The sequence below is a fragment of the Larkinella sp. C7 genome (genome assembly GCF_006149005.1).
Classification (GTDB): Bacteria; Bacteroidota; Bacteroidia; order Cytophagales; family Spirosomataceae; genus Larkinella.
In genome coordinates, this window is sequence record NZ_VBSL01000003.1 from 354,172 (window position 1) to 375,732 (window position 21,561).

The 21,561-nt window shown below is 53.2% G+C and carries 13 protein-coding genes; all 13 read right to left on the minus strand.

Features of this window, described 5'->3' with window-relative positions; genetic code table 11:
* Positions 1-4: 4 nt before the first annotated feature.
* Entirely contained in the window at positions 5-2,329 is a 2,325-nt protein-coding gene (locus FH871_RS09780) for a PSD1 and planctomycete cytochrome C domain-containing protein (protein WP_138991256.1), read from the minus strand.
* Positions 2,330-2,468: 139 nt separating this feature from the next.
* A complete protein-coding gene (locus FH871_RS09785; RefSeq protein WP_138991257.1) occupies positions 2,469-3,422 on the minus strand; it encodes a sugar ABC transporter substrate-binding protein in 954 nt (317 codons plus the stop codon).
* A 232-nt stretch (positions 3,423-3,654) separates the two neighbouring features.
* Positions 3,655-4,638 (minus strand): ABC transporter permease, encoded by a 984-nt coding sequence (locus FH871_RS09790; RefSeq protein WP_138991258.1) that lies wholly within the window; start codon positions 4,636-4,638, stop codon positions 3,655-3,657.
* Positions 4,639-4,661: 23 nt separating this feature from the next.
* The gene (locus FH871_RS09795; protein WP_138991259.1) at positions 4,662-6,152 is read right to left on the minus strand and encodes a sugar ABC transporter ATP-binding protein; all 1,491 of its coding nucleotides are present in this window, start codon (positions 6,150-6,152) and stop codon (positions 4,662-4,664) included.
* Positions 6,153-6,324: 172 nt separating this feature from the next.
* Positions 6,325-7,488 carry a Gfo/Idh/MocA family protein gene (locus FH871_RS09800; RefSeq protein WP_138991260.1) on the minus strand — a complete coding sequence of 388 codons (1,164 nt, stop codon included), beginning with the start codon at positions 7,486-7,488 and terminating at the stop codon, positions 6,325-6,327.
* Positions 7,489-7,602: 114 nt separating this feature from the next.
* The gene (locus tag FH871_RS09805; RefSeq protein ID WP_138991261.1) at positions 7,603-8,634 is read right to left on the minus strand and encodes a sugar phosphate isomerase/epimerase; all 1,032 of its coding nucleotides are present in this window, start codon (positions 8,632-8,634) and stop codon (positions 7,603-7,605) included.
* A 22-nt stretch (positions 8,635-8,656) separates the two neighbouring features.
* The gene (locus FH871_RS09810; protein WP_138991262.1) at positions 8,657-9,880 is read right to left on the minus strand and encodes a class I mannose-6-phosphate isomerase; all 1,224 of its coding nucleotides are present in this window, start codon (positions 9,878-9,880) and stop codon (positions 8,657-8,659) included.
* 29 nt (positions 9,881-9,909) lie between these two features.
* Positions 9,910-10,965 (minus strand): aldose 1-epimerase family protein, encoded by a 1,056-nt coding sequence (locus FH871_RS09815; protein ID WP_138991263.1) that lies wholly within the window; start codon positions 10,963-10,965, stop codon positions 9,910-9,912.
* A gap of 110 nt (positions 10,966-11,075) precedes the next feature.
* On the minus strand, positions 11,076-11,864 hold the full coding sequence (locus tag FH871_RS09820; protein WP_138991264.1) for a DUF1080 domain-containing protein: 789 nt from the start codon (positions 11,862-11,864) through the stop codon (positions 11,076-11,078).
* A gap of 76 nt (positions 11,865-11,940) precedes the next feature.
* Positions 11,941-14,634 (minus strand): c-type cytochrome, encoded by a 2,694-nt coding sequence (locus tag FH871_RS09825; protein WP_138991265.1) that lies wholly within the window; start codon positions 14,632-14,634, stop codon positions 11,941-11,943.
* Between the two features lie 317 nt (positions 14,635-14,951).
* Positions 14,952-16,460, minus strand: coding sequence for a RagB/SusD family nutrient uptake outer membrane protein (locus FH871_RS09830; protein WP_138991266.1), 1,509 nt, complete (start codon positions 16,458-16,460; stop codon positions 14,952-14,954).
* 49 nt (positions 16,461-16,509) lie between these two features.
* A complete protein-coding gene (locus FH871_RS09835; RefSeq protein WP_138991267.1) occupies positions 16,510-19,719 on the minus strand; it encodes a TonB-dependent receptor in 3,210 nt (1,069 codons plus the stop codon).
* Positions 19,720-20,119: 400 nt separating this feature from the next.
* Positions 20,120-21,553, minus strand: a complete 1,434-nt coding sequence (locus tag FH871_RS09840) for a DUF1501 domain-containing protein (RefSeq protein ID WP_114407363.1) — start codon at positions 21,551-21,553, stop codon at positions 20,120-20,122.
* Positions 21,554-21,561 lie beyond the last annotated feature (8 nt).

Below are 21,561 nucleotides of genomic sequence, written 5' to 3' on the forward strand. Positions count from 1 at the left end.
ATCACTACGTCTTTGTAATGGTTTCTTCCAGGTTATAAATTGTCGAAATCACCCGCATCATCGCGGCCAGTTTCGTCTTGTCCACTTTCTCCGGAATCGGATATTCGCCCACCGCAAGGGCCTTTTCCGCGACCGGTTTTTTAATTTCCTTCAGCCCTTTTTCGTAATAGGCCGTCAGCATGTCGATTTCCTTTTCTTTCGGTTTTCGACCCACAATCAGGCGGAAAGCCTTGCTGATTTTATCCTTTGACGCGCTGTTTTCCTGCAGCAGGTTGGCCGCCAGCACGCGGGAGGCTTCCAGCACCGTGGGGTCGTTCATCATCACCAAAGCCTGCAAAGGCGTGTTGGTTTTCAGCCGTTTCACCTCACACAAATCCCGGTTGCTGGCGTCGAAAATAGCCATCGATGGGGGCGGGACGGTTCGCTTGATGAGCGTGTACATGCCCCGGCGGTACAGACTCGGCCCGTGATCCTGGTTGTAGGTCGACAGCAGCCCGCGGCCCGAGGTCGCGCCTTCCCACAAGCCGGGTGGCTGATACGGTTTTACGCTGGGGCCACCAATTTTCTTGTTCAGCAAACCGCTGCTCGACAACACCAGGTCTTTGATAAATTCGGCGGGAATCCGGTAGCGGGGGCCACGCGCCAGCAAGACATTATCAGGGTCGTTTTTCAACTTTTCGGGCGTCACCACCGCCGACTGGCGGTAGGTAGCCGACGTCACCATCTGTTTCACCAGCCGTTTGATGTCCCAGTTGTGTTCCATAAAATCGACGGCCAGCCAGTCCAGCAATTCCGGATGCGACGGCAGATCGCCCTGCATCCCGAAATCGCTGGAGGTTTTCACGATGCCTTTCCCGAAGAATTCCTGCCACAGCAGGTTGACATACACGCGGGCCGTCAGCGGATTCTTTTTGTCGAACAGCCATTGCGAAAGGCCCAGGCGGTTTTTAGGATAGTTTTTGTTGAAAGGCAGAATGGACGACGGCGTTCCGGGTTCCACTTCATCGCCCGGCGCGTCGTAGACACCCCGTTTGAGGATGTACGTTTTGCGCATTGTATCGGGGTCCATATCGCCCATGACCGACACAATCAGGCGGTTGGTATCCGGTTTGTTGACAAACGTCAGGATGTTTTTGACTTCGTCATCACTGATTTCCATCAATGGTTTCTTGGCGTAGGTTTCGGGGCCACCAATCACCGACTCGATCCCCACTTCTTTCACGTTATTAAAGAACGCAAAAAGCTGGTAGTATTCTTTCTGGGAGAAGGGGTCATATTTATGGTCGTGGCAGTGCGCACATTCCATCGTCACGCCCATGAGTCCTTTTCCGAACAGATCGGTCCGGTCGGTGACGTACATGATCCGGTATTCTTCCGGAATAACCCCGCCTTCTTCGGTGATTTTATGATTCCGGTTAAAACCGGTCGCCAGCAGTTGCTCTTTCGAGGCATTGGGCAACAGATCCCCGGCCAATTGCCAGGTGACGAAATCGTTGTAATGCATGTTTTTGTTGAACGCGTGGATCACCCAATCGCGCCAGGGCCACTGCGTCCGGTAGCCATCATCCTGATAACCATGCGAATCGGCGTAGCGGGCCAGATCGAGCCAGTGCAGGGCCATTTTCTCGCCGTAGGCCGGATTTTTCAGCAACTGATCGACGGCTTTTTCGTAGGCATTCGGACTGTTGTCGGCCAGAAACTGATCCATCAGGGGCAGCGACGGCGGCAAACCGGTCAAATCCAGGCTCAACCGTTTCAGTAACCGTTCTTTATCAGCCTCTTCATTGGGCGCCAATCCCTTCTGTTCCTGCTTGTGGAGGATGAAATGATCGATCTCATTTTTGGGCCAGTCGGTCTGGTCAACTTCCGGAATGGCCGGTTTTTTAGGGGCTACAAACGCCCAGTGTTTTTCGTATTTCGCTCCCTGCTTGATCCACTTTTCGATCAGGTTGATTTCGCGGGTGGAGAGCTTCAGGTTCGACGACGGTGGCGGCATCAGCAGGGACGTGTCCTGCGTAGTGATGCGCAGAAAAGCCGCCGATAATTCGGGTTTCCCGGCTACCAGGGCGTGGGCCGACGGGTTTTCAGCCAGGGCCTTGAAGGCACTTTCGGCGACATCAAGCCGCAAGCCGGCTTCCCGTTTGTTGGCATCCGGGCCGTGGCAGGCCAGGCATTTGTCCGATAAAATGGGGCGAATATCGAAATTATAACTGACGACATCCGGCAATTTTTCGTCCTCAACGCCATGCGTTGAACCCGTATTGCAGGCCTGGATCACCCCGAGAACACTTGCCAAAACACCGATCAAATAAAAGGACTGCTTAAGCATAGGAAATAAATTAGTTCGGTAGTAGTTGAAGAATCCTACTGGTTTAGGAAGATGTAAAGCGTTGGTGTTACGCTAAAAACGCGTCCAATTTCGTGAAATAATGTAACAATAGATGATACAATTTGGTGCCATAGTGATATTATTTCATAAATTTAGCCAAGTTCTCTTTGGTTACCAACTGGAATGGAATCAACGTTTCCTTCTCATACGCTTCCCCTTTCGCAATTTTGATGGCGGTTTCGATGGCTTTGGCGCCCTGCTGTTCGGCATTCTGAAAAACCGTCGCATCCAGTGTTCCTTTCTTGACAGCCTGCAACGCATCGGGAATGGCATCGATACTGACCACGATCACTTTGTCTTTCAATCCGGCGTCGGTTAATGCCTTGACGGCGCCCATGCCCATTTCATCGTTCTGGGCAAAAACCGCGTTGATGGTCGTGCCGTACGATTGAATCCAGTTTTCCATCAGTGACATGGCTTTGGCGCGGTCCCATTCGCCGGTCTGGTGGGCAATCAGTTTCAGGTTTGGATACTGTTTCAGAATTTCCCGCGCGCCCTGTTCGCGTTTGATCTGAGCAGCCTGGCCCATGTAGCCGTGCATCATCACCACATTGCCTTTTCCACCCAGTTTTTCGGCGATAAATTTCATCGCAATCCGGGCCGATTCCACGTCGTCGGAACCGATGAATGCCGACGGTTTGGCGGTGGTTTCGGAGTTGACATTGATGATGGGAATGTTCGCGGCCAACGCCTTCGTCACGGCGGGCGAACTGGCTTCCACTTCGCAGGGATTCATGATGATCACATCGACTTTCTGCGCAATGAAGCTCTCCACCTGCTCGATCTGTTTCAAAGCCGAACGCTCGGCGTCGACGGTGATCAACTCCACATCCGATTCCTGCGCTTTCTTCTCAATCTCGTCGCTGACATTGACGATGAACTCGTTCTGCATGCTGAGCATCGTCACGCCCACGGTCAGTTTTTTAGCGCCGGTTTCGCCGGTTTTTTCGCCCGATGAAGATTGGTTGCAACCGGTTAGCAGGCTGGTAGTGAAGAAGATAACAAAAATAGAAAAGAAGGTAATTTGTTTCATCTTGTTTTATTGTTCCTATTCCCTGGAAGGTTTGTAAAGTTGATTTCTGTTAAACTGATTCAGTTTAGACCCCGGCGGGGTTCAATGTCAATAGAACGTTTTCCATAAATCTCACAGCCCCGGCGGGGGCGTCCTAAAAATGGACTTGCCTTCAGTACGTCCCTGCCGGGGTTTTGAACATGAACTTTTTCAATTGGTTATTAACATTGAACCCCTCCGGGATTTTAAACTATTAGCTTTTCGGTTGATTCAAACTGTCCAGAACCACGGCTCCGATGATGATAACGCCCATCACGACCTGCTGGTAATACGAGGTAACATTCATCAAATCCAGCCCGTTGCTGATGACGCCGATCAGCAACGCCCCGATCAGCGTTCCGGTCATGGTGCCGGTTCCACCCGAGGTACTGGTTCCGCCGATGATGGCGGCCGCAATCGCGTCCAGTTCGAAACCGACACCGGCGTTGGGCTGCCCCGTAGTAATGCGCGACGTCAGCAAGATACCGGCCAGAGCCGCGAGTCCTCCGCAGAGCGTGTATACCACCATTTTGACTTTATTCAGTTGAATGCCCGATGCCTGAGCGGCCTGTTCATTGCCACCAACTGCGTACATGTACCGGCCTAAAACGGTTTTTTTGAGCACCACCGAACAGAGGATAAAGAACACAATCAGGATGAGAATCGGGGTCGGAATGCCCAGCAGTTGCCCTCCGCCGATGAAATTAAAGGAATCGGAGAGGTTGGACACCGGGCGACCTTTGCTCAGAATCAGCGCCAGCCCACGGCCGATGGTCATCGTTCCCAGCGTGACGATAAACGGCGGAACCTTGCTTTTGGTAATGACCAAACCGTTGAAAGCACCGAGGATCAAACCAGCGGCTAAACCGGTCAGAATGGGTACGACAACGGGATACGTGTCCGGGTGGGCGAAGGACGCGGCTACCACACTCGTAACGGCCACGGTCGAACCGATGGACAAATCAATGCCGCCCGTAATGATCACAAACGTAACGCCAAAGGCCAGCAAGGCGTTGATCGACACCTGCGTGACGACGATCGTCAGGTTGGAAACCGTCAGAAACTTGGGCGTGACGACCGAAAGAACCAGGCAAATCAGGATAAAGGCAATGAAAATGCCGTATTGGCCGATGCCCCGGATGCGGTTTTTGGTCGATATCCCAACCGGTTTTCGGTCGGTTTGAACAGGGTTTTCCATTCGGGTTTAGGATGCGTAATGATTCAATGCACGGCGTACTGCATGATGGTCTCCTGCGTCGCTTCCGCCTTGGTTAATAAAGCGGTTTGTTTTCCTTTCGACAGCACCAGAATTCGGTCACTCAGGCCCAGAATTTCGGGTAATTCGGACGAAATCATGATCACGGCAATGCCGTCGGAAACCAGCCGATTAATGAGTTTATAAATTTCAAATTTGGCCCCCACGTCGATTCCGCGCGTCGGTTCATCCAGAATAACCAGGTCCGGTGACGCCAGTAATACCTTTCCGATCACAACTTTCTGCTGGTTTCCACCACTCAGAAACGTTACTTTTTGATCCGCCCCGGCGGTTTTGATCCGCAGGTCGGCGATCATTTGGGCCGTCGTTGCCGTCTCGCTTTTGTCCTGAATAAACAGGCCTTTGGCGTGGTTCGGCAGACTCGCCAGCGTCATGTTGTGCTTCACCGACATGCCGGGAATAAACCCCAGTTTTTTCCGATCTTCGCTAACATACCCAATACCGGATCGAATGGCATCCTGTGGAGTCTTGATAATAAGTTGTTTTCCTTTTAAATATACTTCACCACTGTCAACGGAGTCCAGGCCAAAAATGGCACGGGCAATTTCGGTGCGGCCCGCGCCCATCAAACCGGCGATACCCAGCACTTCCCCGGCGTGAACCGCAAACGTAATATCAGAAAACTTTCCAGCCCGGCTGAGGTTTTTAACTGACAGAATTTCAGCACCTTTCTGCACAACCGAAACCGGAAACAGGCTGTCAATTTCCCGGCCCACCATCAGTTTGATCAGCGTCGGCGTGTCCAGTTCGGCGGCCGGTTTGGTGTCGATGTATTTGCCATCCCGCAAAACCGTAATGGTGTCGGAGATTTCAAATATTTCGTCCATTTTGTGGGAGATGTAAATGATGGCGACGCCTTTTTTCTTCAGATCCCGGATGATGCCGAAGAGGGTAGCCACTTCTTTGTCGGACAGCGCGGAGGTCGGCTCGTCCATGATAATCACTTTGGCGTCGTTGGAAATGGCTTTGGCGATTTCCACCATTTGCATTTCGGCAACGCTCAGGTATTTCATGGGAGTTGTGGGCGAAATCGTGACGCCCATCTGCTCCAGCAGAATACCGGCTTTTTGATTCAGTTTTTTTTCGTCGATCCAGCTAAAGAAGCCCCGGTTCGACTCCCGGCCCAGAAAGATGTTCTGGGCAACGGTCAGTTCCGGAACGATCAGGATTTCCTGGTGAATCATGGAGATTCCTTTTTTCAGAATCTCGTTCACATCGCTGGCTTTCAGGACACTGCCTTCGAAGATGATTTCCCCGGAATCGGGTGTATGAAGCCCAATCAGAATCTTCATGAAGGTGGATTTCCCGGCTCCATTTTCGCCCATCAGCGCATGAACCTCGCCTTTGCGCAGGTCCAACTGCACCTGATCCAGCGCTTTGACACCCGAAAAGGTTTTGGTCAATCCGCGTACAGTGAGAATGTAATCGGGATTCATAACGAACAGCCCACGGTTTAAACCGTGGGAATGAGGGATAAACAATGGCTAAATCAAAACCGTTTTAACGGTTTTCCGGTATGATTCGGAAACCGTTAAAACGGTTTGGTTTGTACGGTATGATTCGGTGATTGGTCCCCCGGTTAAAACCGGGGGCTGTTATAAATACGTGTTATTTCTCCGTCCATTCAACGCCGGTATCCTGCCAGCTTCGCGATTTGGCGGAATTGATCACCGCTTCGCACACTTTCTGGGTTTCCAGCGCGTCTTTGAACGTAGGATTGCAGGGCTCACCGGTTTCCAGACTTTTCAGGAAATCGGCTACCTGGTGCACAAAACCGTGTTCGTAGCCAATGCCCAGACCCGGAACCCACCACTTGTCCATGTAGGGTTGGTCGCCGTCCGTGACGTGGATGGAACGCCAGCCGCGCACAATCGACTCGTCGGAGTGATCAAAGTATTCCAGGCGGTTCAGGTCGTGCAGATCCCAGCGGATCGACGCGTGCTCACCGTTGATTTCAAGCGTATACAACGCCTTATGGCCACGGGCATAGCGGGTCGATTCAAACAAACCCAGCGAACCGTTTTCGAAGTGGCAGTGAAAAATACAGGCGTCGTCGATGCCGACCGGTTGCACTTTCCCGGTCAGGGCGTGCATCCGCTCTTTCACAAACGTCTCGGTCACCGCCGACACATCCGTGATGCCGCCGTTGATCCACATGGCCGTGTCGATGCAGTGCGCCAGCAAATCACCCGTTACGCCCGAACCCGCGGCTTCCAGGTCCATGCGCCAGGTGCCGGTGCCGCCCTGCGGAACGTCGGCATTGATGGTCCAGTCCTGCAAAAAGTTGGCGCGGTAGTGGAAAATCCGGCCCAGTTTCCCGGAAGCCACAATCTGCTTCGCCAGTGAAACCGCCGGCAGACGGCGGTAATTGTACCAAACCGTGTTGGCAACGCCCGCTTTGTCAACGGCTTCCACCATTTTCTCGCCTTCAGCCAGGCTGCGGGCAAGCGGTTTTTCACACAGGATCATTTTCCCGGCAGCAGCCGCAGCAATGGCGATTTCGGCGTGCGTGTCGTTCGGGGTACAGATGTCCACGGCATCGATATCGTCCCGGGCAATCAGGGCTTTCCAGTCCGTTTCGATGGATTCGTAGCCCCACTGATCGGCAAAAGCCTGCACTTTTTCGGCGTTGCGCGAGCAAACCGCTTTCAAAACCGGCTTGTATTCCAGTTCAGGAAAAAAATTGGGTACGCGATTATAACCATTGGAGTGCGTCCGGCCCATGAAACCGGTCCCGATCAATCCAATTCTGAGTTCTTTTTTCGTTGCCATTTAAACGTTAATGATTTAAGGTGTAGCGTTTAAGGTTTAAAGCCTAGGTTTAAAGTCCGCTAAAACACAGGCATGAGCAAACTTTAAACCTCAAACTTTAAACCTTAAACTTTTTTATTCACTCCAGCCGTGCTGATTACGGACTTTGATCAAAGCCGCGAGGATGTCGTTCCAGGTCTGTTGTTTATACATAACCTCATTCGGGAACATACAACCGTCCCAGCAGATGTGTTTGAAGGCCTTGGTCAGTTGGCCGGTATCGTCGCGCAGCCAGTAGCCCGCGTCGTGGGCGATGTCGAGTTTGCCGTTGGGGTCGGTGGCCAGACAGTGACGACCGGTTTTGTCGTGCGAGCCGGTTCCGTGAACGGTTCCGTCGTTTTGCGCAACGTGGAAGTCGATGGTCCAGGGGCGCAGGGCGTTGGTCAGTTTTTTCAGACCTTCTTCCAGCGTGGCCCGGTCGCTCCACTCAAAATCGGCGGGCAAAATCCGGTCCTGCGGGCTGTTATAGCCTAACAGGTACAGGAAGGTGTGTGACATATCCGCCTGAAAGCCCATGTTTGGCCGGTCAACGGCTTCGAGCGTGTCGAGCATGGCCCGCCAGCTGTGCATACCACCCCAGCAAATTTCACCCTCGGCGGCCAGTTTTTCGCCGTATTCGGCCGCTACATCGCAGGCTTCGCGGAACGTTTCGGCAATGATTTTGGTGTTTCCAACCGGATCGGCCGCCCAGGCTTCGGGTGAGCTGGCGGAGTCGATGCGAATGACGCCGTAGGGCCGAATGCCGATTTCTTTCAGGTATTGACCGTATTGGCAGGCTTTGCGAACCATATCAACAAAAACGGCGCGGTCTTCTTTCGTACCCAAAACCGGGCCTCCCCAGATGGGAGCCACCAGCGAACCGATCACCAGACCGTGTGCGGCTACTTTATCAGCTAGTTTTTTGGCACCTTCTTTCGGGTCATTGATGTCGATGCTGGGATCGAAAAGACCGACATCGACGCCATCGAACTTTACCCCGTCTACTTCCGCAGCCGCTGTCAGTTCAAGCATCGTGTCGATTGGAATCAGTGGTTCAGAATCCGGTCCTTTTCCGACAACACCAGGCCAGGTGGCGTTGTGGAGTTTAGGATAATTATTCGTGCTCATGAATAAAGTTGGGTTTAGAAACTTATAAAACTAAATCAGGATTCGCCGGGCCGAAGTGTTTCAGCATGACGATGGGGTCGGTTGATGAGGGGTTAACAATCGTAACACCTTCTGTAGCCGCTTTTTCGCTGATAAAAAATTCGTCGTTGGTCAATTGGCCGTAGCGGATCAGGGCCGGGGTTTCGATGTCCCAAACGCCCATTTTACCGTGTCCCTGCATCACGATAATGCCATAAGCCGCGCTGTCTTTGATGGTCACGGTTTGGCCCGGAAACACCGTCAATTCCTTGGCACTGAATGCGTCCGATTTGTAGCAAACCCAGACTTCGCGGTAGCCTTCGGCTTCCATTTCGGCGGTATCTTTCACCGGTTTCGGAACCATATACCGGTTGGCCATCATCTGCGGATCGACGTTCAGGTCCCAGTCGATGGCTTCCATCAGTTGGTCGTAGTCGCCGATGCGGTCTTTCGGGGTGCCGTTCCAGAGCAGTTCTTCCGGAATGATGGCTTCGTTGACCAGCGACTGATACATCGCGAAAACGTCCGATGCTTTCTGCGGTTCGTAGGTACACAAACTGCCCGGTGCGTGGAGCAGTCCGGGCGGAACATCCCAGCCGGTTCCCGGTTCGAGCCGGTAGGCCATCGAATAATTCGTGATTTTATTATCGCCTTTGGTGAAGTTCTGGAGGCATTCCTTGATCTGCTCCTTGCTGGTGCCGGGGGCAATACCGATGAATGTATACGGAAAATCACCGCCGTGGTTGTTCAGTTGCGGGGGGAAATAATAGGCCTCCGGTTTGCCCAACTGACCGATCAGCGCAGCCTGCTCGTCGTTGTGGTGGAGGTGGTGGGGGAGTGGCCCCATGTTATCGAAAAACTTGGAATACATCGGCCACGCACCGTATTCGTCCCACAGCCGGTCGCCGATCAATTCGCCTTTCAGCTCGTCGATGGCGTCTTTCAGCAAGATTTTCTCTTCGGTGGTTCCATCCGAATACACCACCTGGCTCAAGCCTTCGTTTTCGCCGGTCAGCGGGCCATTTTTGGCGGGGGTTGTCGAAGACAGCCAGCGTTCGTCGATGCCACCACGTTCACCGCCCAGCACGTAATAATCATCGGGGTGCAACTTGATCCGGCGTCCGGGTACGCAGAAGGAGCGGGGCACCCAGGTCGGAGCCAGCCGCAGAATGCCTTGTCCCTGTTCTAATGCTTTTTGAGCTACACTCACTTTTTCGGTTGTTTCCATGAAAGGGTCACTTTTTAATCTACCTAAACTTATTTTCCTAAAAAACGCGTGATGGGGTCCGGTTCGGTCAAAATGGACAGTTCGACTTCATACTGGCGGCTTTCGCCCGGTGCCAGAAAGATCAGTTCGTTCAATTCCCGGGCTTTGGCCTGTCCCATGGGCGCGTGGGTTCCCGGTTCGATGCCCGTTACGTATTCGCCCGCACCCCAGTGTTGCCAGTTGGTCAGCCAGGGCAATTGCGCCTTCTGAAACCGCATCGACAGGGCAAAACCGAGTTGGGCGTTGTAGAGCCCGGCGGTACACCAGCCGTCGGCGTCCGGCATGGGGTCGATGATGGCGACTTCCTCACCAAAACCGCTGTGGTCGTCCAGCGGGGCCGGGCATTTTTTGAAGTCGTTTCCTGCTACGAAAATTTTGTATTCCTGATCCGGGTGGCGGGGTTGCCACGGCCCCTGCCACACCAGTTCCGTTCCTTCATCGACCAGCGGCCAGCCGAAGTTGAAATGGTACAGCAGCATGTGCGGGGCCGGGGTGTTGGCCCGGTTGATCACTTCGTCGTGAATCCGGATCGTCGGCTGGCCGAGCGTGCCCGAAATCGTGCGCCGGAGTTCGAGACTGGGGCCGAAAACCCGGGTCTGCCGGATGATGCCCGTTATGCTCATGTCCAGCTTCCCCAGGGCGGGGTCGGGCTGAATGATGGAGACAATTTCGGCGGGAATGTTGCTGATTTCACCGTGCAGGCCGCGTTCGCCGTAGGCATCCGATTCGGGACCGCCCACGTGCGTAAGGCCGCAGGTGGTGAGCAGTCCGCCGTTGAACGTGCGGAGCCAGTCGATGCCTTTGTCCGAAAACGGTTGCGGGGGGGTGATCCCGGAATGACTCAGCCAGGCCAGACCGTGCTGGTTGTAAAACGCGTCGGCGATGTCCATTGCCCGGTCGATCACCACTTTGTAACGGAGTCCCGTGCCGGTATTGATCCAGGCGATTCGGGTGCCTCGTCCGGCGCCGTTGTCGAGCACGGCGGTTTCGATGCCTCCCCATTGGGCCGGATGAGAAAGTTTTTTATGCCAGTTTGGTGATGTCAAAATTACAAATTGTTTACGGTTTACAGTTTACGGTTTACGGTGGCTGACGCGAGAGAAAAGCATGCGTTAGCCACCGTAAACCGTAAACCGTAAACCGAATACCATAAAATCTACAACTGCTTCAGCATCAGGTTGCGGTATTGCACCTTCATGGGCGGCCCGACGTGTACCTGGACACCCAGCAGACCTTTGGTGGCTCCGTTGACGGTATCTTCGTCCGTCACTTCGCTCATCAAAACCCCGTTGACGTAATGCTGCAGCTTATTTCCTTTCACAATCAGGTGAAACGTGTTCCAGTCTTCCTTCTTAATTAAAGTCTTCAAGGAGTCGGAACTACCCAGTGAACCGGTTACGGTCAGGCCATTCCAGGCATTTTTGCTGACGTTGGACCGAATTCCTTCCGGGGTTGCGGGACCGGTATACGGTTTGATGGTGGTTTTTTGACCGCGATACGCCAGCGTTGTCCGTTTGCGTTCTTCGTAATTCTGACCGGTGTAGCGGTTGGCACCGTCGATGTCGGCCTGATAGCCCCGGAGGGCAAACGGAATGTCGGTCAGTTGTTCACTGCGGTAATTGATGCCGGAGTTGCCACTTTCGGTGATGTTAAACTCGCCTTTCAGTTCAAAGTCTGCCGGTTGGCCACCTTTCCAGATGATGAAGGAGTTGGTTTTCAGAAGGGTGGTTGGCGTGATTTCACCCACCAGATTGCCGTTTTCAGCTTTCCAGTAAACCGGGTCGCCATCCCAGCCTTTCAGGGATTTTCCGTCGAATATTTTTACGAAACCCTCTTTCTTTTCTTTCTTCGTTTGCCCTACGCAGCCGGTGGTCAAACCGCCGGTTAGGACGGCCGCCAGGAGAAATCCAACTGGAAGGAATTTATACTTTGCTTTTTTCAACATCGCATTTTTAATTTTTACACTTGAAAGAATAATGCCCCTCGGTCCCGATGCATCAGGATCGAGGGGCGTTAAGCGGTTACTTATCTCCTTTTGCGGCTCCGGTTCCGCCCTTGTAGACGGGATTTTCGGGATTGCCACCGGCTTTCAGATACGCCATCAAGTCTTTCAGTTCCTCGGGGTTCAGGCTGTTGATCAGACCCGGTAACATGACCGATTCGGTGGAATACTTGGTGGAGGTTACGTCTTTCTTCAGAATTTTCCGGGTTTGATCCGGCGCAAACGGATTCTGCGAAATGGTGTAGCTTGTCTTGTCTTCCGAAAGCTGCCGACCCAGTACCGACTGTCCGTTTTTCAGGTAATAGATCGTGGACGCATACTGATCGGAAACCGCTTTATTTGGGTTGATGATCGCTTCCAGCATGTCCTTGTTCGAAAACCGGGTGCCGAGTTGCGTCAGATCCGGGCCGATGTCACCGCCCGAACCCTGAATCGAATGGCACCGGCTGCACAGAACGGCCCCGTAGATTTTTTTGCCTTCTTCGAAGTTACGTCCCGTCAATTCCGTTCCAACAGCCGCAACGGCGTCGTCGAGCTGCCAGCGCCGACCCGGTCCCTTGGGAGCGTAGCCCATTGCCAGATCATTTCCGTTCGTCGTTAGCAAATCCGCTCCCGACATTTTGTTGTATTTCTCAAACTGATCTTTGGGAACATGTGCCAGCGCCAGTTTCCGGGCCCGGTCGATAAAGCCTACATAGCTGCGACCGCCCTGGTATTTGAAGGCATTGCCAAACCACGTAAAGTATTTGTTCCGCAGTTCAGGTGTCCAGCCGGTTTCCTGGCGGCTCAACATGACGGCATAATAGGTCTGTTGCAGCGGTGGTACTTTTTCCAGCATTTTGGCAATATCCAGTCCGTACTGGGGGTTGCGCAGAATGAGGTCCGAAGAGGCCGTCGCAGGGGTCAGATTGAGGTCGGCCATACCGGGCTCGTCTTTTTTGTCCATCAACGCCAGGGTTTTGGCAACTACGCCCGGCGCTTCCAGGTAGATCAATACCTTACTCAAACCCCGGTTCATCAACGCGGTTTTGGCCGGATAATGAGGATTCAGATACGCAATGACTTTGGCTTTGTCGGCATCGGCCGGAGCACCCATCCGCAGGAAAATCAATTCAAAGGCCCGCAGAACATCAAATTGCTGCGACTCCGGAAGCTGAGCGAAGTTAATTTTCAGCAAGGTATTGATGGCTCCACTTTTGGCAGATTCACTGCCTTGCCGGGCCAGGGCAACAATGGCTTGTGTGGCCCGTTGCGGATTGGTTTCGCTCAGTGCCTTATCCTGCCATTGTGCAACGGGCTGGTGTTCGACCGCAATCCGGGCCGCATAGCGAACAAACCGGTCAGGGTGGCTCAGGTGGGGCCAGGCGGCTGCCAGTGCTGCCGGGTTGGGCTCCAGGTGGTATTGTTCCAGACTGGTCCGGAGTTTATGCTCAGCCGTAATGGTTGTTGTTAGCGGGGTGGTTGAAGTAGATTCAGAACCGTTGTAATAAACCCGGTACAGATCGGACTCCAGCCGGCGACCGCCCACCAAAAAATACATGGCACCGTCGGGGCCAATCGAGCCATCCGTGAGCGGGAGCGGTGAACCCGAGATAAATTCTTCCCGTTCGCCCTCGTAGGTTGCACCTTTCGGTTTCAGATGGATGGAATAGATGATTCCGAAACTCCAGTCGAACGCATACAGGGACTGGCGGTATTTTTGGGGAAACTTCGCATTCGCTCCGTAGAACACGTTGGTCGGCGAACCCTGCCCAATGTTCAGCAAGGGTGGTAAGTTGTCCGGATTGCCGGGTAACCATTTGCTGTTCCCGGTGCGCCAGCCAAATTCGGCCCCACTGGGAACGTGGCAGATCCGGGTCGGGCGGTACCAGGGCGTGCCAAAATCCCACTCCATGTCCGAATCATAGGTAAACATATCGCCTGCTTCGTTGAAGGCAACATCGAACTCGTTCCGGAAACCGGCTCCGAGCAGTTCCCAGCGCTTCCCTTCGGGGTCGGTTGTAGCGACCCAGCCGCCGGGGGCCATCCGGTCGTTTGCGTGGCCGCGTGGGTCTTTGATGAGCGGAAACAGATTGTCCTCTTTCCAGTTGGAAGGAAGCCGATACGCGTCCATCGGTGGTACGTCGGTGTGGTTACCCGCCACCACAATCAGCGATTTTTTATCGGGTGACAACACGATGCTGTGCGGACCGTGTTCGCCTTCCCCTTTCAATTCTCTCAGCAAGGTTACCTTGTCGAACTGATCGTCGTTGTCGGTATCCTGCAGGCGGTATAAACCGCTCGATTTGGGAAACCGGGGATTCGACCGGTTGTTCACCATGACATAGAGGCTATTGAACGCATACAGCAGCCCCTGCGCGTAACCCATTCCTAATGTATCCTTGCCAACGCTGAGTTTTTCGACAGTTGGTTTGGTCGAACCGGAACCGATTGCCGGAATTTTAAGCCGGAAAAGTCCACCATATTGATCGGAAGTGATCATACGACCTTTGTCGTCGAATGTCATCGAAACCCAGGAACCCTGGTTATTTTCGGAAGGGCTGTACAAATGTTCTGCCTTGAAACCGGGCAGTAGTTTTAGTTTGTCGACCTTCGGACTTTCGGCCCCCTGCCGGTTCGTTTCCGGGTAGTTTAAACCGACCCACGAAGCGCCTACTAAAGCAAGTGCCGAGACCGATAGCATTAACTTGACCGATCTGTACGTAGAAAACATAAGTAATTAGGGTTTATACAGTAAAAAAATGCTTGTCGACCCGGACGTCGGGCAAAGCCGTTGAGTAGGGTATCAGTTCTTCGAGATGGTTCAATTCTATACGGTACTGATGACTTGATAAAATGGGCCTCGCGGCTCCGAATTATTTCGGGTTTGGCGTTGAACGTATTCCCCGGTGGCTAAGCCGTGGTGTAATAAGGTAAAAGAAAAGCCTTCTTACTGATTGAATAAAAAAGAAAGCACCAACAACATTCAGGTCAAGCGTACGATGAACTATTCTGCCGGTTTCAGAAGCGAAACCGGCAGAATAACCAATCTTAAAAGTGCGGAGTCAAAGCCGCTTCAACGGCCGGAAGGGGATAGTAATCGTCCAAAACCGTGAAGGCATTTGGCGGAGGAACGGCCCCTTTCGGAAAATAATAATCCAGCGGATTGGCTTTCACCCGGGCGCCATACGCACCGATGATTTCTTTCACCCGGCCCGTCCGGACCAGATCGAACCAGCGTTTGTTTTCAAACGCCAGTTCGACCCGGCGTTCCTTGAAAATAGCTTCCCGCATGGCCGTCTGGTTAGCGGCTGTGGTTGCGGGGAGCCCCGCCCGCGTCCGGATCTGGTTCAGGAAGGGAGCCGCTTCGGCGGTTTTCCCCTGTTCGTTCAATACTTCTGCCATAAACAGGATCACTTCAGCGTACCGGTAAACGGGCCAGTTCTGGCCGGTGTTGTTGTGAACCGAATGCGTTTTTGCGTACTTTTTGATGTACGGATACACCTTGTTTTCGCGGGCACTCTGGCTCAGGGTAACATAACCGATGGAAAGATCCTTCCGTTTGTCGCCGGTTTCGTAAGCCGCAATGAGGTCGGGGGTCGGAATGTTGTTGTTTTCGCCCGAAATCGCCTGTGGATTCGAGGTGCCGGTTATCGGAGCCAACTCGGCGATCGTAATGGGCGCAGGAATAAAGCGGTAAATTTGGTTGCCATTGAAACCCGAAGCTCCTTCCATATACTGCACTTCAAAGATCGACTCCGAGTTATTCTTGTTGGCCGTGGTCGTAGAAACGGTGTTGGCATAATCCGGAACGAGGGCGTAACCACCGTTGGTGACAACATCCCGCAGCACGGTTTCGGCTTGTGCCCATTTCTTCTGAACGATGTAGAGGTTGGCCAGAACCGTTTTGGCCGCTCCGGAAGTGGCCCGGCCGGCTTCCTGAGTGGCTTTGTTCGGCAGCAGGCTCCCGGCTTCCGTCGCATCTTTTTCCACCTGGGCGTAGAGCTGGTCGGTCGTAGCCAGGGGCAGGGCGGCTTCTTCGCGGTTCGTAACCGGCGTTAAATGCAGCGGCACTTTCCCAAACAGGCGGGCCAGTTCAAAATACGCGTACGATCTCAGAAACAGCGCCTGTCCTTTCAGATTCTTTTTAACGGCCGCATCGAATTCCACACCATCGATCAGGGTCAGAATCTGGTTGGCGCGGGCAACGATCTGAAAATAAAGCCGGTAAATCTGGAGTACGTTGTCATTGGCAGTCACGCCATTGGCCGTTGGGATCGCGAAGTCGGCCACGTTTTCGGTATTGTCCACCGCGCCAAACAGGATATTCCGGGCGTAATACGTGTTGTCGGAGTGCATTTCTTCCAACACCCAGGCCCGTTCGTTGTTGATTTGCCGCAGCGGCACGTAGGCCGCATTAACAGCCTGCTGAAAATCGGCCTGTGATTTGAAGAAGGTGGCCGAACTCAGACTTGTTTCGGGAACGACCGATAGAAAATCGTCCTGGCAGCCCGTCGATAGAAGCCCCAGAAGACCAAAGAGTATGATTGTTTTTTTCATTCCGGTAAAGGCGATAAAGATGGTCGAAAGTTGATCTGAATTTTGTCTTTTAAAAATTCAGGTTAACACCCAGTGTATAGGTACGCGGAACCGGGTAGTTCGAAAGATCGACACCCTGGCTGAGGTTTCCGCCATCGCCGTTGCCATCCCCCTGCGCACTGGTTTCCGGGTTTGGGCCACCCCAGTATTTCGTGAAGACATACACCTGCTGAACGGAGGCATAGATCCGGGCGGATTTGAAAAATTTATTGACCGCGCCCATGTTGTAGCCCAGCGTGATGTTCTTGATCGTGAAGAACGAGGCATCGGCCAGGAAGTGCGAACTGTTCCAGTCGCGTTCAACTCCGGTGAAGTTCCCGCCATTGTTCGTCGCGCCAAACATGCCGTTTCCTTCCGTGATCACGGTTGTAGCCACGCCCTGACCAGCGGCATTCGTCACATTTTTAACCCGGAAACGGTCTTTCACACCCGCTACCATGTTGAAAACACCGTCCAGGTTGGCCGTGCTGTAGAGGTGACGAATCCAAAGCTGATTGCCATACGAGCCGGAACCAACGACCGCCAGATCCCAGTTGCCATAGGTCAGGTTGTTGACAATACCGTAGGTGAATTTCGGGAACGGCGTACCGATGATGGTCCGGTCGTCGGCATCACCACCGTAGGTAATAACCCCATCGCCATTGACGTCTTTCATTTTGATGGTTCCGATGGCCGAGCGGCCCGGAATGATCGGCGAATTGGCGAGTTCTTCGGCACTCCGGTAAAATCCTTCTTTTTGCAGTCCATAGAACTGACCGAAGGGTTGCCCCACCTGCGTAATGTGGAAGGTTCCATAGACCCGGTCGATGCCCGGAGCCAGGGCGACAACCTCATTGCGGTTGAAGGAGATGTTGGCGTTGGTCGTCCATTTCAGTTTGCCCTCGGTGTTGCGGGTGTTCAGCGCAAATTCGTGACCCCAGAATTTAATTTCACCAATGTTGTCAAAGAAGTTCCCGAAGCCGGCTTCCTGCGGAATCTGAACGCTGTACAGCAGGTTGGTGGTGTTCTTCTGATAGTAGTCATACGTAAACTGAATCCGGTCGTTGAACAGGCCCAGGTCCAGCCCTAAATCCAACTGCTTGGTGGTTTCCCAGCCCAGATTTGCGTTTGCCAGTGAGGTAACGACGGCACCGGTAGCAACGGTATTGCCAAATACGGCGTTGACGGTGTTGTTGACCAGGGCATACTGGGTGTAGTTACCGATGTTGTTGTTCCCGATTACCCCGTAGCTGGCCCGCAGTTTGGCAAACGAAATTTGTGGGGTGCTTTTCAGGAAGTCTTCATCCGAAATGACCCATCCCGCCGAAACGGATGGGAACGTACCCCAGCGGTTGTTTGCACCGAATCGCGACGAACCATCCCGACGGATCGCGGCTGTAAACAGGTATTTGCCTTTGTAGTTGTAGTTCAACCGCGACAGCAGCGAGGTCAGCGTCCATTCGTTGATCCCGTTTTGGGTGCCGCCCCGGTTGATGTTGAGCGCGCCCTGGATCGTTGGCAGCCGGTCATCCGCGTAGGTGTCGGCCTGGATCCGGGAGAATTCCTGACGGTAGCGCTGATTGGTAAAACCACCCAGCACCTCGAAGTTATGATCGCCGAACGCCCGCGAATACGTCGCCGTGTTTTCGTTCAGCCAGCCGATGTTTTCCAGGCTTTGCCGGATCGAAACCGCCGTGGTCGGAATCGGTACGTTGATGGCGCTGGTGGCCGTCGACGGGTTGAAGAAGAAGAACTTGTTGTTTTCATATTCGATGTTGATGGTCGATTTCAGGTTCAACCCTTTGATCGGGCTGTACTGAACATACGCATTGCTCAGCAACTTGGTCTGTTTGGTTTCGTTGACCAGCTCTTCCGCAGCGCGTACCCAGTTCGGATAGGCAAAGATGTTCCCCGTGCTGCCCGGAAACTGGTTGAACTTGGTCAGTTCGCCGTTGGCATCCCGAATGGGCATCACCGGCCAGGTGTGCAGGGCGTTGAACAGAATCCCGGTTCCGCGGTCACCATCGGTGCGGGGCGTGTTGTCAAAAACGTACTGCGGAGCGATGTTGAACCCGACGCGTACTTTCTGGGAGATGTCGTAATCCGTATTCATCCGCAGCGAATACCGCAGGTACTTGTTATTCAGAACGACCCCTTCCTGGTTGAAAATCCCACCCACAATGGCGGTTCTGGATTTTTCCGTATTGGACGTAATGGTAAGGTTGTAGCTCTGAACGGGTGCGGTCCGCAGCAAGGCACCGTACCAGTCGTTGTCTTTGCCTTCATATTGCGAAGGGTTCTGGAATTCAACCGGAACCGCTTGGTTCATGTCTTCGTAGAATTCCTTTTTGAACTGCGCAAATTCAACGGCATTCAGCATTTTGATCCGACCCCGTTCCGGCACCTGCTGCACGCCGGCAAAAGCGTTGAAGCTGATGTTGGTCTGGCCGACTTTTCCGCGTTTGGTTGTGATCAGCACCACGCCGTTGGCCGCCCGCGAACCGTATAGCGAAGTCGATGACGCGTCTTTCAGAACGGAAATATCTTCAATTTCATCCGGGTTGATGGCACCAATACTCCCGGTAATGGGGAAGCCGTCGACCACATACAGGGGTTCGCTACCGGCCGAAACCGACAATTGGCCCCGAATCCGAACCGACATTCCCTGCCCCGGTTTACCGGTGGCCTGGTTGATCTGAACCCCCGCCAGACGACCCTGCAATTTTTGGGTCACCTGCGAAACCGGAATGTCCTTCAATTCTTTGGCCGTAACGGTCTGAACGGCACCGGTTACTTCTTTTTTCAACTGGCTACCGTAGCCCACGACAACGACTTCCGACAGTGTCTGATCATCCGGAACCAGTTTAATGGTCAGGCTGGTCTGGCTTCCAACGGTGATTTCCTGTTTCAGATACCCCACCGAACTGAACACCAGAACGGCTCTTTCGTTGGGTACGGAGATTTTAAACCGGCCTTCGGCATCGGTGGTCGTTCCGGAGCTGGAACCTTTTACCACGACGTTGACACCCGGTAAACCGGTGCCGGCTTCATCGGTTACCGTACCGGTAACATCGGCCAGAAGAACGTCCCGGTTTATCGTCGACCGGCTTTCCGGGCCATGCTTGTTGCCGTCGGGATTAGCCCAGGCGGGCGTGGTGAATAAGCTGGCAAACAGGCACGGTACCAGGAGCTGTTTTGCATAGCGTTGGGAATTGCCCAATGAGGTAATGCATTTTTTCATAATAGAGATGTTGGAAGGTTTAGGGGTCTCAAAGTCCCAGGGTTCAAAAAATTACGTTTGTCTGGCATCGGTCCGGTCGCTGAAACCACTGCGATTCCGGATCATGGGTTTTTCTAACGGGTTTTGATTAGGACATGGTAGTAAGTGGTTGAATGTACATTTCAGGTTATAAGGATGGTCTTGACATAGCGTGATTAAATGACGCGGAAAAATCACTATCATCCAATAAATTGAATGAGCAAATTGCAAGTATTTATAAAATTAGTTCAATTAACAAAAAGACAGGCCAATGACTATCCTTTACTCTACTGTTTTGAGTAAAAAAGCCTGTTTTTTTAGCTGAAGGGATTTTTTACGCGAATCCCGAAGCCTCAGGATTCGCGTAAAAGAACGCCGGGTATCAGGCGAGTAACTCCATGACGGCTTTCCCTTTTCCGTCGGGGGTCGTGTAGAACGGTCGTTTTTCGATTTCGTACTGGGTATCCGGTGCAATGCCCAGGGCGTGGTAGATGGTCTGGTGAATGCCATCGATTTTGACCGGATTCTCGATGCTTTTGCAGGGCCGTTCGTCGGCGGTTTTTCCGTATACAAACCCTTTTTTGATGCCGCCACCAAACATGAGCACGGAGGCCCCGTCGGTAAAATGGCGGTGCATCCCGTAAAATTTCATGTCGGAGAGAATATCCGGCTGGTTGACCTGCTCCTTCACTTTTTCGCCGGGGCGGCCTTCCACCATCATATCACGGCTGAACTCGCTGGCCAGAATTACCATCGTCCGGTCCAGATGCCCGGTTTTGTCCAGATCCTTGATAAGTTGAGCAATGGGACCATCGATCAACTTTTTCATATCGACCATCCGGGTGTGGCCGTTTTCGTGCGTATCGAATCCTTTAAACGGTTCGTATTCAGTGGTTACACTGATAAACCGGGCTCCTTGTTCCGTCAGCCGACGCGCCAGCAGACACCCCAGCCCAAACTTGCCCGTGTTGTAAATGTCATAACTTTCCTTCGGCTCGGTGCTGAGGTCGAACGCCTTGGCTTCCGGCGAATTCAGCAACATATACGCCTGTTCCATCGACCGTTTGAGCGATTCTTTCTGGTAATCACTGCCAAACTCCCCAATCGGGCTGTTGCTCACCAGGTCGTTGTAGAGCTGGTTGCGACGCTCGAACCGGCTGGCGTTCATCCCCACCGGTGGTCGAACGCTTTCCAGTCCCTGGCTGGGGTCGGGAATGAAGAACGGACCGAACTCATTTCCCAGAAAACCGGCGGTATGAAACGCCTTCAGTTCTTCCGCTTCACCCACCGTAAACCGCTGGCCGATGTCGATAAAGGCCGGAATCACCGGGTTTTTAGGCCCCAGTTCCTTGGCAATCCAGGAGCCAATGTGCGGAGCCGCCACGGTTTGGGGCGGTTCGTAGCAGGTATGCCAGTGGTACTGGTGACGCGAGTGCAGAATGTGTCCCAGGTCGGCCGAAACATACGAGCGAATCAGCGTCCCTTTGTCCATCACCTTGCCAATGGATTGAAGTCCTTCCGAAAAATGAATACCGTCCAAAACCGTAGGAACCGATTTGAACGTGCTTAGCACCCGGTTGCCTTCCATGTCTTTTTCGTAAGGCGTATACCGCTTCGGGTCGAATGTTTCGGTGTGGGCCATGCCACCAGCCATCCAAAGCAGGATAACCGTGTCGGCGGTTCCGTCGGTCTGGCCGATTTTCTTGGTTTTACAGCCTGACAGGAGGCTTGCCATGGGAGCGCCTGCCGCCAGAGCTGCCATGGTTGCCGCACTGGCGCGTTGCAGAAATTCCCGTCTGTTCCAACTATTCTTCATGGTCGTAT

Bases quoted from the DNA above. Each gene is read 5' to 3' on its own strand.
- FH871_RS09810 (WP_138991262.1), bottom strand. From the start codon at position 9,880: ATGGAAACAACCGAAAAAGTGAGTGTAGCTCAAAAAGCATTAGAACAG.
- FH871_RS09830 (WP_138991266.1), bottom strand. From the start codon at position 16,460: ATGAAAAAAACAATCATACTCTTTGGTCTTCTGGGGCTTCTATCGACG.
- FH871_RS09790 (WP_138991258.1), bottom strand. From the start codon at position 4,638: ATGGAAAACCCTGTTCAAACCGACCGAAAACCGGTTGGGATATCGACC.
- FH871_RS09805 (WP_138991261.1), bottom strand. From the start codon at position 8,634: ATGAGCACGAATAATTATCCTAAACTCCACAACGCCACCTGGCCTGGT.
- FH871_RS09820 (WP_138991264.1), bottom strand. From the start codon at position 11,864: ATGTTGAAAAAAGCAAAGTATAAATTCCTTCCAGTTGGATTTCTCCTG.
- FH871_RS09785 (WP_138991257.1), bottom strand. From the start codon at position 3,422: ATGAAACAAATTACCTTCTTTTCTATTTTTGTTATCTTCTTCACTACC.
- FH871_RS09795 (WP_138991259.1), bottom strand. From the start codon at position 6,152: ATGAATCCCGATTACATTCTCACTGTACGCGGATTGACCAAAACCTTT.
- FH871_RS09840 (WP_114407363.1), bottom strand. From the start codon at position 21,553: ATGAAGAATAGTTGGAACAGACGGGAATTTCTGCAACGCGCCAGTGCG.
- FH871_RS09825 (WP_138991265.1), bottom strand. From the start codon at position 14,634: ATGTTTTCTACGTACAGATCGGTCAAGTTAATGCTATCGGTCTCGGCA.
- FH871_RS09800 (WP_138991260.1), bottom strand. From the start codon at position 7,488: ATGGCAACGAAAAAAGAACTCAGAATTGGATTGATCGGGACCGGTTTC.
- FH871_RS09835 (WP_138991267.1), bottom strand. From the start codon at position 19,719: ATGAAAAAATGCATTACCTCATTGGGCAATTCCCAACGCTATGCAAAA.
- FH871_RS09780 (WP_138991256.1), bottom strand. From the start codon at position 2,329: ATGCTTAAGCAGTCCTTTTATTTGATCGGTGTTTTGGCAAGTGTTCTC.